At 47.3% G+C, this 12,484-nt stretch carries 15 protein-coding genes; all 15 read right to left on the reverse strand.

The features are described 5' to 3' along the window. Position 1: 1 nt before the first annotated feature. The 15 genes from secG to PHR44_06525 all read right to left on the reverse strand — a co-directional run bounded on the left by secG (position 2) and on the right by PHR44_06525 (position 12,484). Positions 2 to 376, reverse strand: a complete 375-nt coding sequence (gene secG / locus PHR44_06455; protein ID MDD4910294.1) for a preprotein translocase subunit SecG — start codon at positions 374 to 376, stop codon at positions 2 to 4. Further along, positions 376 to 1,143: a triose-phosphate isomerase gene (tpiA, locus tag PHR44_06460; protein ID MDD4910295.1), complete on the reverse strand. Its 768-nt coding sequence runs from the start codon at positions 1,141 to 1,143 to the stop codon at positions 376 to 378. The genes secG and tpiA overlap by 1 nt, the downstream gene beginning before the upstream one ends. Next, positions 1,143 to 2,324, reverse strand: a complete 1,182-nt coding sequence (locus tag PHR44_06465; GenBank protein ID MDD4910296.1) for a phosphoglycerate kinase — start codon at positions 2,322 to 2,324, stop codon at positions 1,143 to 1,145. Before PHR44_06465 ends, tpiA begins: the two co-directional genes overlap by 1 nt. 445 nt (positions 2,325 to 2,769) lie before the next feature. Beyond that, positions 2,770 to 3,993 (reverse strand): ATP-binding protein, encoded by a 1,224-nt coding sequence (locus PHR44_06470; GenBank protein MDD4910297.1) that lies wholly within the window; start codon positions 3,991 to 3,993, stop codon positions 2,770 to 2,772. 105 nt (positions 3,994 to 4,098) lie between these two features. Beyond that, complete coding sequence (locus PHR44_06475; GenBank protein ID MDD4910298.1) at positions 4,099 to 4,626, reverse strand: hypothetical protein; 528 nt, start codon at positions 4,624 to 4,626, stop codon at positions 4,099 to 4,101. Positions 4,627 to 5,047: 421 nt separating this feature from the next. After that, the gene (locus PHR44_06480; protein MDD4910299.1) at positions 5,048 to 5,446 is read right to left on the reverse strand and encodes a hypothetical protein; all 399 of its coding nucleotides are present in this window, start codon (positions 5,444 to 5,446) and stop codon (positions 5,048 to 5,050) included. Further along, the gene (locus PHR44_06485) at positions 5,446 to 5,634 is read right to left on the reverse strand and encodes a DUF5678 domain-containing protein (GenBank protein ID MDD4910300.1); all 189 of its coding nucleotides are present in this window, start codon (positions 5,632 to 5,634) and stop codon (positions 5,446 to 5,448) included. Before PHR44_06485 ends, PHR44_06480 begins: the two co-directional genes overlap by 1 nt. 159 nt (positions 5,635 to 5,793) lie before the next feature. After that, on the reverse strand, positions 5,794 to 6,462 hold the full coding sequence (phoU, locus tag PHR44_06490; GenBank protein MDD4910301.1) for a phosphate signaling complex protein PhoU: 669 nt from the start codon (positions 6,460 to 6,462) through the stop codon (positions 5,794 to 5,796). A 17-nt stretch (positions 6,463 to 6,479) separates the two neighbouring features. Next, positions 6,480 to 7,235 carry a phosphate ABC transporter ATP-binding protein PstB gene (pstB, locus tag PHR44_06495; GenBank protein ID MDD4910302.1) on the reverse strand — a complete coding sequence of 252 codons (756 nt, stop codon included), beginning with the start codon at positions 7,233 to 7,235 and terminating at the stop codon, positions 6,480 to 6,482. Then, positions 7,235 to 7,981, reverse strand: coding sequence for a phosphate ABC transporter ATP-binding protein (locus tag PHR44_06500; GenBank protein MDD4910303.1), 747 nt, complete (start codon positions 7,979 to 7,981; stop codon positions 7,235 to 7,237). Before PHR44_06500 ends, pstB begins: the two co-directional genes overlap by 1 nt. Next, a complete protein-coding gene (pstA, locus tag PHR44_06505; protein MDD4910304.1) occupies positions 7,975 to 8,823 on the reverse strand; it encodes a phosphate ABC transporter permease PstA in 849 nt (282 codons plus the stop codon). The genes PHR44_06500 and pstA overlap by 7 nt, the downstream gene beginning before the upstream one ends. Further along, positions 8,823 to 9,686 (reverse strand): phosphate ABC transporter permease subunit PstC, encoded by an 864-nt coding sequence (pstC, locus tag PHR44_06510; GenBank protein MDD4910305.1) that lies wholly within the window; start codon positions 9,684 to 9,686, stop codon positions 8,823 to 8,825. The genes pstA and pstC overlap by 1 nt, the downstream gene beginning before the upstream one ends. A 4-nt stretch (positions 9,687 to 9,690) precedes the next feature. Then, a complete protein-coding gene (locus PHR44_06515) occupies positions 9,691 to 10,545 on the reverse strand; it encodes a phosphate ABC transporter substrate-binding protein (GenBank protein ID MDD4910306.1) in 855 nt (284 codons plus the stop codon). Positions 10,546 to 10,633: 88 nt separating this feature from the next. After that, on the reverse strand, positions 10,634 to 11,287 hold the full coding sequence (locus tag PHR44_06520; protein ID MDD4910307.1) for a DUF2490 domain-containing protein: 654 nt from the start codon (positions 11,285 to 11,287) through the stop codon (positions 10,634 to 10,636). A 96-nt stretch (positions 11,288 to 11,383) separates the two neighbouring features. Further along, the gene (locus tag PHR44_06525; GenBank protein ID MDD4910308.1) at positions 11,384 to 12,484 is read right to left on the reverse strand and encodes an ATP-binding protein; all 1,101 of its coding nucleotides are present in this window, start codon (positions 12,482 to 12,484) and stop codon (positions 11,384 to 11,386) included.

Here is a 12,484-nt window from a genome sequence, read left to right on the forward strand (position 1 = left end):
GTTATTTTGCTTGCTCAGGCACACTGGCTTGAGGTTGAGGAACGGGCTCTGCCTGCTCCTGAACGGCTGCCGGCGGCTGCGGCTTGCTTATATCCTGTATAGACGAATCAGCCGCGGACGCTACCGAGGCAGCTGACTCCATAAGCGAACGGGACTGCCGCGCGGAAAGAAAGGCGATCACCAAAGAAGAACAGAGAAAGGCAGTGGCCAGGATAGCGGTGGTCTTGGCGATAAAAGAGCTGGTCTTTGTGCCGAAGATCGACTCCATGCCGGAAGCCATCTCAACAAGGCCGCCTCCTTTGCCCTGCTGGATAAGTATCACCGCTATCAACAATACGCATATGATCACGTGTAACGCGGTAAGTAATCCTAACATTATTTACTCACTCCTCTTGAATTGTTGACTATTGCCGCGAACGACTCTGCCTCAAGGCTGGCGCCTCCCACAAGCGCTCCGTCAATATCCGCTTGAGCCATTAACTCGCGCGCATTAGCCGGCTTAACGCTGCCTCCGTACTGAATACGCACGCTGCCGGCAACATCATCATTATACAACTTTGCCAGCAATTTGCGAATAAAATTATGCGCTTCCTGCGCCTGCTGCGGGGTGGCGGTCTTGCCTGTGCCTATCGCCCATACCGGCTCATAGGCAACCACAATTCCAGCCGCGTCTTCCGCGGAGATCCCATCAAAGGCGCCCTTTATATGGCTCTCTATGATGGCGAAGGTCTGGCCTTTTTCCCGCTGCGTGAGGTTCTCTCCCACGCAGGCAATAGGCGTAAGCCCTGCTTTCAATACCGCCTTCACCTTTTTGTTCACCGTCTGATCTGTTTCGGAAAAGAACTGCCGCCTTTCTGAATGCCCGACAATGATGAATTTTGCCCCGGCGTCCTTTAACATCGGCGCGGAAACCTCTCCCGTGAAAGCGCCGCTGTCTTCCCAATAGCAGTCCTGCGCTCCAACCTGTATGTTTGTCTCAAACAACGCCTCGGCAACCTCAGCCAGCGCCGTAAAAGGCGGACAGACCACCAGCTCTACTTCTTCCACGTCCAGAAGCTGCCGCTTAAGGTTATTCACCAGCTCAAGCGACTCGGCGATGGTCTTATTCAATTTCCAGTTACCGGCTATTATCGGCCTTCTCATTATTTTTTGTCCTTCAGTGCCGCGATGCCGGGAAGGATTTTTCCCTCCATAAGCTCAAGAGATGCCCCGCCGCCGGTTGAGATGTGGGTCATTTTGTCTTCCAGTTTAAATTTGGCTATTGCCGCCGCGGTATCGCCGCCGCCGATTATCGTGGTGGCTCCCAACGCGGCTATCAGGTTGGCTATCTCTTCTGTGCCCTTCTTAAAAGAATCCCATTCGGAAACCCCAAGCGGGCCGTTCCATACTACTGTCTTGGCGCCTTTTAAGGCGGCCTTGAACTTTTCTATTGTCTTTGGCCCGATATCAAGGGCCATCAGGCCTTCGGGGATATCCTCGGAGTCAATAACGTGGGGCTCTGCCGAGGCGTCAAACCTGTCAGACGCTACATGGTCTACAGGAAGGGCTATGTTCACATTCTTTGTCCTGGCGTCGTCCAGGATCTTCTTGGCGATATTTACTTTATCCGGCTCAAGCTTGGAACTGCCGACATTCTTGCCTAAGGCAACAAGGAAGGTGTAGGCCATTCCTCCGCCGATTATGATGCAGTCGGCCTTGGGCAGCAGATTTTCGATCACACCTATTTTGTCGGAGATCTTGGCGCCGCCGAGGATTATCACGAAGGGCTTTTTGGGTTTATCCAGGGCGCCGATAAGGTACTCTATTTCTTTCTCCAGCAGGAAGCCGGCTACCGAAGGCAGGTATTTTGTAACGCCTTCTGTTGATGCGTGCGCTCTATGGGCTGTGCCGAAGGCGTCATTGACGAATATGTCTGCCAGGCCTGCCAGTTCTTTGGCGAAGGCAGGGTCATTGGCTTCTTCTTCGGCGTGGAATCTCAAGTTCTCCAGCAGGATGACTTTTTCTTTCGCGGCATCGACTTCTGCCTTGACTTTGACGCAGTCGTTGAGTTTTTTCACGGGCATATTCAGGAGTTTGTTTAATCTCTCGGCTACGGGCTGTAAGCTGTATTTTGCCTCCGGCTTGCCCTTTGGCCTGCCCAGATGGCTCATCAGGATTAACTTTGCCGCGCCTTTGTCCAGGATGTATTTCATTGTGGGGACTGCCGCGCGTATTCTGATGTCATCGGTGATGTTCAAAGATTCATCGAGCGGCACATTAAAGTCCGCCCGCATAAGCACTTTTTTGCCTTTCAGGTCAATGTCTCTAATAGTCATTTTATCCATAGTCATACCTCCGAAAGAACATATTTTACGCCAATATGTCTTTTTGTCAATACTTTCTCCTCTACACACTTACGTGTGTAGAATCGTCTATCTTCCAAGCTTACCATGCCCCACACGTAAGTGTGGGGTAGCATTTCGTTCTAGGCAGCGGGGCCTGTCTTTGGACAGCCCCACCCCGTGCTCATTACCATAACGGACGGGAGAACTCCGCGCGGGGCGGGGCGCCCCGTCCAAAGCCACCCGCTGAGACATCAGCGAGACATCCTCAACGTCCCTCGAAACCCAGCCAAGCCATCCGCTACAATAATCTGTCGGCACCAAAACAAAACGGCGCCAATTTCTCAGCGCCGATAAGTGTCACATTTTGTGACACCTTAATATTTCTTCTATAACTCGTTAGGGGTAATTAGATTGCGTAAAGCGCCTGAAGGATTAGCGATTAGGATTATACGGTAAATCTTTCAACAGTAGTCATATCTATAATCCCAGAACTAATATTCTTCAAAATGATAAAAGGTTTTAATAATGGATTTTTAAATCGATATCTGTATCGTTTAGGTTTACCTATCTTTTCTAAAACATCTCCTCGATCGGCACTACATAATTGACTTAAATTATACGCGAAATAAGAAACAGTCATCGTCGTCCTTTCGGTTATATATTTAAGAGGGGCTAAAATATCCATTGCACGGAAAGTTCCGTAATCATCTACAGGTGCCAAAGCACAAGCAAGCAAAACTTCGCTAAACATTGTTTTCTTTGAAGCTATAGTTGCTTTTTGATACAAATCTCTTATGCTTTCTTGTGTATCATCTAAGGCCTGTTCTATTGCCATTTCAAAATCTGCTGAAGTGATTTCATTTCTTTCACTAATAATAGCTTGTTTAGCACAATATTTAGATAACAAATGAGTATAATGCGGAAATCCTTGAGATAGACTTGCAATGCGATTTTTTATTTCCTCGTTCATGTTGAGCGCTAAAATACTAAGACCCTTATTTATGATCTCCTTGAGTTCTTCACGAGACATACGTTGAAGAAAGACTTGCCGAAGATTTCTTTCAATCGAAGCGTGTTCTCCTATTAACTCATTTACATTATGTGCAACGCCAACTATAACTAAAGTAACGTTAAATAAACTGTCGGAAAAAGCTTTAATAATATCTGAAAAAAGTCGCTTAGTTTTAGTATCGTCTACTCTATCAAATTCATCAATAATTAATATTATAAATTTCGAAATCTTCTCGAAAATATGTACAACATCATCTGGATTTATTGGCTTATCTGGAGAAAGAAAGCCATTAAGAGAAAAGGATTTTAACTCTGTATCTTTACCAAAGCCAAGCTTAGCCTGCTCTGAGGTTATATATATCCGCTTAAGCAATTTTCTCCAGATAGCTGAAAAATCATCATTGGTAACGCAGTTTACTTTAACAACTATTTGAGCAGGTAATAACTCATTAATTATATTCGATAAAGAAGTCTTTCCAACCCCCCTCTCTCCGTATAAAATAGCATGACGTCCTTTTTCGTTTATGCTTGCATAAACTGCATCAATTTGCGATATTCTCCCTGCAAATAAATCTTTCTTATCAATAGGTGCGGATGGTGAAAATATGGAATCTAATAATATAAGTTTTTCTGTCTTAGGGTCGATTTGTTGATCCATGAGTCCTCCCTTTTTATGCAGAATAAATTCTCCAGCCGCTTTACATTACTTCCGTTACCACAAGAAATTATTTCAATGAGAACCGTCCCCGTTACACGTATATTTCTATTGTAATTCATCTCTGCTGCCTACTTTAAAAAGCTTTGTAATACGGCTATCAGTTCTTAGTTTTAAATTCTTATCTCTAGCAATATCTATCATAAATTTTTTTACTGCTTTAAAAAAATCTCTGGTAAAACGTGGTATGCTTATAAGAACTAAATCTTTCTCTTTAGAGGGGTTATAAATATGTTCCGAACCATTATGATAAACAAAGATTTTACAGCTTTTCGTTTCACTTAAACGTGATTCCACTCCATATCTATGAACAATTCCGCACCTTGCTCCATATATATCTATACTTCTATATTGATATGATTGCTGTAAATCTGTTTTCATATATTTTTCTACCCAATTAATATAATCTTTTCGCTTAACTTCCTTTTGTGCCAATGGCATTGCTAAAAAAGCCATCGCGTCAATTGCAGAAAGAGTAAGTATAACTGAACCAGCTACAATACCATTATTTTCCGCTTTTTTAATATCTCCACAAATACCATCAACTATAATCTCTATATAAAGACTTTTAGCCATATAACAATCCGAATAACTTACTAATTGTTCATCTTTTCTATTATACCATCCCGCGGGCGGGGCTCAAATGGAATTTGGAGTTATCCACAACTGTAGGGGAGGTTTAAACCTCCCCTACCACTTATATAATATAAAAGGTGGTCGCAAATTGCGACCACCTTTTATATTATTTCGTAGCGTCTGGCTTGGCTGTGATTGCCTCAGTGGGTGGCTTTGGACGGGGCGCCCCGCCCCGCGCGGAGTTCACCTATGATGAATTAGTAATGAGCACGGGGTGGGGCTGTCCAAAGACAGGACCCGCTGTCTCGAAACACAGCCAAGACAGACGCAGAAAGTGTTCCTGAGCGAGAAAGGCAACGGGTTCATTGCATAGAGATTGCTTCGCCCCTTCGGGGCTCGCAATGACGGAAGCGGCAATTCGCTATGATTTTAACGAAAAGGTAAACTTCGGATAATCTATGGTAAGCAAAAACTTACTCAAGAAACTCTTTACGCCGAGCAGAGAAATGGAAAGATTTGGCAGGAAATCTATTAAAACATCCTTAATTGTAAAATCATAAACCTGCAAGCAAACTGTATGCGCATAGGCAATCGTTTCTCCGTTGCCGGTTTTTACCTTTTTAGGATGCCCTTTTTGCAAATTATGACCGACAATAGCAGCAAAATCGGCTGGGAAGGCGCATTCGTCCGCTCCAGTATCAATTATTCCGTAGGTTCTTAATCTCTTATTTGTATGAGGATTTATAATAGTTACAGGGAGGGCTACTCGTGGTATATCATTATGGCCAATTTTAATAAAAGGATGATTAACAATATCCATTAGTAGATTTGCGCCATGCCTTTTAATGGCACAAATACCACAACGGGATTATTATAGCCCTTTTTTACTGCCTTTTTAAAGGCCTCCTGAGCAGTATCGCCGTAGCCGATAACCCTGGAATCATCAAAATCCCGCATCGCTACATATCTGCCGTTATATCTATTGCCTTTTATAAGCGTCTTTATCATTTTTATCACCAATTTAATTATACAACAATCTTGCTAATTTGCCAATGGTTTTCTTCTACAGGCAGGGCCCCTCTCTTGAGCGAGAAAAGCAACGGGTTCATAGCACAGGGGTTATAAACTTGAGGTGCCAAATTGGCACCTCAAGTTGGGGCGAGGGATTTACTGCAATTTCTCGGGATGATGCCGGACGACTTCTGCCTGGACCATATAGATCACGTCCTCGGCGATATTGGTAGCGTGGTCGCATATGCGCTCCAGGAAACGGGCTATCAGCAACAGCTGGACAGCCCTGGGGGCCGTAGAGCCGTCCTTGACCATGTAATCTTCTATGAGCTCCTTTTGTATCACATCGCGGAGCTGATCGGCCTGCGAATCAGACAACAGGACCTGCTTTGCCAGGGCGATATCCCCTTTTACGAACGCGTCTATGGACATCTTTACCATATTCTGCGCCACAGCCGTCAGCCTGGGTATATCTATAAGCGGCTTTAACAGCGGCTTGTCCACTATCTCAAGTGTCCGCTGCGCTATATCCACGGCAATGTCCGCTATCCTTTCCAGTTCAGCGTTTATCTTCATACCGGTGGTGATAAAACGAAGATCCTTTGCCATCGGCTGATAGCGCGCTATCAGATCAATGCACTTCTCATCCACGGACAATTCCAGCTTATCAATATCGGCGTCGTTGCTTATGACGCTCTTTACCATATCCTTATCCCGGCCCTTCAGCGCCTCTACTGATCTATAGATGGCCTCTTCTGCCAGGGCAGCCATCTTCAGGATCTCCTTGTTCAGTTCTTTCAACTCCTGGTCAACATGCCTTTCCATTTTATACCTCCGATCATTTATCCATACCTTCCGGTGATGTAATCTTCCGTGCGCTTGTCCTGCGGCGCGGTGAATATCTCCTGCGTCTTCCCGAACTCTATCAGTTCGCCTAAAAGCATGAAGCCGGTATCGTCTGAAACGCGCGCCGCCTGCTGCATATTATGCGTGACTATTATTATAGTATAACTATTCTTCAATTCACGCATTAATTCTTCAACCCTCGCGGTCGCCTGCGGGTCCAGGGTAGAACAGGGCTCATCCATTAACAGCACATCCGGCTTGACAGCGATAAGGCGGGCTATGCAAAGGCGCTGCTTCTGCTCCAAAGACAGGCGCAATGCCGGCTCAGCCAGCCGGTCTTTTAATTCATCCCAGAGAAGCACGCCTTTCAAGCTTGTTTCAACTATCTCGTCCAGGCCGTCCCTGGTTATATTTTCCGCGTGTATCCTTTCTCCGAAAACAATATTCTCATAGATCGACAGCGGGAAAGGGTTGGGCCGCTGGAATACCATCCCTATCTTCTTGCGCAGGGCCACCAGGTCCGCGGCAGGGTCCAGGATATTGCCGCTGTCAACCAGGACCTGCCCGTGCGTGCGCACGCCATCGATCAGGTCATTCATCCGGTTGAACACCCTGAGCAAAGTGGACTTACCGCATCCTGAAGGGCCGATTATAGCAGTGATCCTGTTGGCCTCAAAGCCGGAGTTTATATTCTTCAAGGCGTGGAAGCTGCCGTACCAAAGGTTCAGGTCTCGCGTGGCGATCTTTGCCATTATCCGAATTTTCCCCTGATGTAACCGTCCGTGCGCTTGTCCCGCGGCGCGGTGAACATCCTGTCTGTATTGTCCAGCTCAACGAGCTCGCCGTTCAAGAAGAACGCTGTCTTGTCTGAGACCCTGGCTGCCTGCTTCACGTTGTTGGTCACCAGGACAATGGTGAATTTCTCCTTGAGCTTGACCATGGCGTCTTCCACCTTGGCGGTAGAGATAGGGTCAAGCCCTGAACAGGGTTCGTCAAACAGTATCACCTCGGGGCCGACCGCCAATGTCCTGGCAATGCAAAGGCGCTGCTGCTGGCCCCCTGATAATTTGAACGCTGATTCGCCTAACCTGTCTTTGACCTCTTCCCAGAGATAGGCCTGCCGCAAGGTCTCTTCCACCCTCTCTTCCAATCTCCTCATTATTTTTTCCCCGTGTATCCTTAAACCGTACGCCACATTCTCAAATATGGATAAAGGCAGAGGCAGAGGCAGCGCGAAAACCATGCCTATCTTGCGGCGCAGTTCCTCTATTTCAATCCCGCGCACATCCTCTCGCTCAAATTCTACTGCTCCGGCCGCCCTGTAATTGACGTTGAGCTCATTAAGGCGGTTAAGCGTGCGCAGGAAGGTCGTCTTGCCGCTGTTAGCCGGCCCTATCACGCCCAGTATCTCATTGGACTGGATCTCCATATTGAGATGCCTTATGGACTGCAGCGGGCCAAACCATACATTCAGATCGTGTATCTCGAATTTTACCATTTCTTTTTCTTCCTGAACTTATAGCGTATTATTATGGCCACCAGATTCATTATCAAGACCAGCGCCAGCAGAACAAACGCCGTGCCATACCTTACCTTCTCATCAACGTTGGGCACCTGCGTGGAAATTACGTAAAGGTGGTAAGGCAGGGCCATTGCCTGGTCAAAGATGGAATTGGGCAATTTCGGCAGATAAAATGCCGCCACGGTAAAAAGGATCGGGGCTGTTTCTCCCGCGGCCCTTCCCAGCCCCAGGATCGTCCCGGTCAATATGCCGGGTATGGCGTTGGGAAGGACGATGTGCCTTATGGTCTGCCATTTGCTGGCGCCCAAAGACAAACTCACCTCCCGAAATGACTGCGGAACGCTCTCCAGCGCCTCGCGCGAGGTCGTGATGATCACCGGAAGGATCATTATCCCCAGGGTAAGCGAACCGGAAATGATCGAGGCGCCGAACTTGAAGAATACCACAAAAAGCGCCAGGCCAAAAAGCCCGTAGACCACCGAAGGCACGCCTGCCAGGTTCACGATAGCCAATTTTATGATGCGGGTAAGATGGTTATCTCTGGAATATTCGCTCAAGTATATAGCTGCCAGAAGGCCTATGGGCAAGGCGAAGATAATGGCGCCCGCTACCAGATATATCGTCCCAACGATCGCCGGGAATATGCCGCCGGCGCGCATACCCTGCCTCGGTATGTCCGAAAGGAACTGCCAGTTGATCGCGGGCAGGCCTTTCTGGATAATGACCACAACGATCAGGCCAACCGGCACAACTATCAGCAGCGTGGCCAGGAATAAAAAGAAAAAGGCGATATTTTGCGTTCTGTAGGAATTCCTCATCATTGCCTCTTATGCAGGCAGAGGTCCGCGGTCACGTTAATGGCAAAGCTGATGACAAACAGGACTATGCCGACGGCGAACAAGGCAAAATAATGCTCGCTGCCTACTACCGCCTCGCCCATTTCAGCGGCAATGGTGGCGGTCAAAGTCCTGACCGGCGCTAAAATGCTGTTGGGCATGGCCGCGGCATTGCCGGTGATCATCATTACCGCCATTGTCTCGCCGATCACCCTGCCTATCCCCAGCATGATCGCCGCGAGTATGCCGCTTGATGCCGCCGGAAGCATCACCCGCCATATCGCCTGCCAGTGTGTAGCGCCCAGGGCGAGGGCGCCTTCCTTATATGTCTTCGGCACCGAATACAACGCGTCTTCGGCGATGGAAACTATCGTGGGCATGGCCATAAATGCCAGCATTATTGAGCCGGATAAGGCGGTCAGGCCTGTCGGCAGATGAAATACCGCCTTTACCAGGGGGACGAGCGTTACCATACCGATAAATCCCAGGACAACGCTGGGAATGGCCGCCAATAATTCGATACCCGCCTTAAGCGTCTCTTTGGTCTTTAACGGGGCTATCTCGGCTATATAGATCGCGCAGCCCACGCCTATCGGTAGAGAAATTACCGCCGCCCCCAGGGTAACCAGCAAAGAGCCGAGGATCAAAGGCAGTATCCCCAACTGCGGCGGCTCGGATATCGGATACCAGCTCTTTCCCAGGAGGAATTTAAAAGGGCCTATGGTCTTAAATACCGCCAGCCCTTCCTTGAGCAGGAACAGAAAAATCAGCGCCACAAAGAATACCGAAGCCAGGCCGCAGATGAATATAAGTTTTTCAATAAGGGATTCTTTGAACTTGCGCATAGTCCTATTTTTTAACCGGAACAAAATCGGTCTTCAGCACGATCTCCTGGCCTTCTTTTGAAAGAATAAAATCAATAAATTTTTTGACCAGCCCATCCGGCTCTCCGTTAGTGTATATGAATAAGGGCCGGGAAATGGGATAGGCGCCGCTCAAAACATTGTCTATCGCGGGCTCAATATATTCCGACTTTTCGTCTTTGGCCACGGCTACCGGCTTTTGCTTAGGCGAAATATAGCCCATTCCATAATAACCGATGGCGGCGGGATTGCCTGCCACCTCATCGGCGATCGCCTGAGAAGATGAAAGCATCAGCGCCGTAGGGGCAAATTCCTCTTTGCTGCCAGGGTCGTTCTTCCTTAATACGTGCTCCTTAAAATAAACATGGGTGCCGGAATTGACTTCGCGCGAAAGCACCACTATCTTCTCATCCCCGCCCCCCACCTGCTTCCAGTTAGTAACCCTGCCGGTAAAGATATCGGCCAGCTGCGCCAGGGTAAGTTTAGCGGCGGGATTAGCCGGATTCACTATCACCGCGAGGCCGTCTAATCCGACTTTTATTTCGTTGGGATTGATGCCTTTCTGCCTGGCAAGGGCGATCTCCTTTTCCTTGATATTCCTGGAACTCATGGCTATATCGCAGGTGCCGCTTATCAGGCTTGACAGGCCTGTGCCTGAGCCGCCGCCCGTAACCGCCACAAAATCGCCGGCGTTATCCTCCATATACTTTTCAGCCCAGGCCTGGCCCAGGTTCACCATCGTATCCGAGCCTTTGACCTGTATGGAATTTTCATCCCTTGCCGCGGACGCGGAAGCCGCGAACATGGCCGCGATCAGAACAAATGCCCATGTTTTAAACATATTTTCCTCCTTATTTTTTGTTTTCTTTATTAATTATATCGTATCTATATTAGATATAGATGAAGTTAATGTAAAATCTATGTAAAATCTAGAAAACAAGCTTTAGCTTAATTCCCAGCACATTGGCGTCTTTCCACTCCCCTGAACTCCTGCTGCTTTGCAATAAATAGTAAACCTCACTTTTTATATTCCCGTTAATGGCAAGGCCAAAACCGGAATACAGCCTGTTCCTGCTTAGCGAGCCGTCATCTAATTCAACGAAGATTTCATCCGCCACATAAGGCTGGATCTCAAACTTTGTCAATTTCCAGGGAAACTTTACGGCAAACTTATTACGGTACCTCCAGGTATCAGCTTGATAATCGAAATGCCGGTACTCAATGCGGTTACGGTCGTCAAGTTTAAATCCGTATAATTCATATTTTAGCGCCGCGTTCAAATGAGGCCTGTTCTCATCTTTGAATTTACCTTTCTTTTTTTCATAGGCCTGCCTGTAGGCGATCCCCAAATCAAGATGCTTGTTCAAGCTGTATATAAAACCCGCGTCATAGTGGTGATAATAGAAATCACCGGCATCATCTCCCCAGCGGAATTCTTCTTCCAGGGTTATCTTTGACTCTTTGTTAACCTTAAATTCCTGGTTTTCTGTATGCCATATTTGAAAGTCACCGTCATCATAAGCATAAACCTTTACTGCTAAAACTAAAACCATGCTGGTTATCATAAAAATAACCTTCTTCATATTCCCCTCCTTTTTTTTAATCCTGAAATAAGTATACAATGGGCATATTAAATCCGCTTCAAGGAGAAGTAAAATGCAGGTAAAATGTTTTTGGAGTTATTCAGGAAGGGAAAAATGGAATTTTGAGCCCAGGCCTTCGGTGCTTTCCACGCCGACTGAACCGCCGTGGAGCTCAACAATGTGTTTAACGATAGAAAGCCCGAGGCCGGTCCCGCCGAGTTCGCGGGAGCGGGCTTTATCTACGCGGTAGAAACGTTCAAAAATACGGGGGGCATCTTTCGCGGGGATGCCGATCCCGGAATCCTCCACGAATATTTTTATTTCGCCGCCTGAATACCGGCTGTATATTTTAACCGTGCCGTCCTGCCGGTTGAATTTGATCGCGTTGTCAATAAGGTTAGTCATGACCTGGCTGATCTTACCTTCATCCGCCTTGATTAATAAATCCGGAGGCAGATCATTGACGGCTGAAACAGATCTTTTCTTCAAGTGAGATTTGAAACCCGCCAATATGTCGTCGGCAAGTTTCCTGATATTCACTTCCTTTTTCTCAAGCGCCGCTGCCTTTGATTCCAGATAAGACAAATCCAGCAGGTCATTGACTAAACTATCCAGGCGGTCGGTGTGATCCTGAATAATCCGCAGGAAATGCCGGCTGTTTTCTTTATCCTCTAACGCGCCTTCAAGGAGCGTCTCCACAAAGCCCTTTATGGAAGTGAGCGGCGTCTTTAATTCGTGCGATACATTGGCTACAAAATCAGAGCGCACCTGTTCTAATTTCCTTATCTCGGTAATGTCGTGTATGACTATCAGGCAGCCGCTTACCCTGCCGTTCTCAAGTATGGGCGAAGCGTTAACCTGGAATATCCGCTGAACAGGCCAGACAAGATCAAGTTCCTGAGAAATAAAATCCCCGTTTTTTAATACCTTCTGCATGACCTCTACGATGTCGTTATTGCGGACCGCCTCTAAAAAAAATCTGCCTTCGCTTTCTCTCTTCAGGATGCCGAATATCTTCTCCGCCGAAGAATTAATGGAAACTATCCTTGTGTCCCTGTTGACTATAATTACCCCCTCTACCATGCTCTCCAGCACAGTCCGGATAGAATTATACCGCGCCTCCAGCTTGTTCATCTCCTTAGAGGCGTGATCCAGTTCCTCTTTTAATTTTCTTATCCTGGCCCTGTCCCCGAACAT

The sequence above is a fragment of the Candidatus Omnitrophota bacterium genome (assembly GCA_028707125.1).
Lineage (GTDB): Bacteria > Omnitrophota > Gorgyraeia > Gygaellales > JAQTUX01 > JAQTUX01.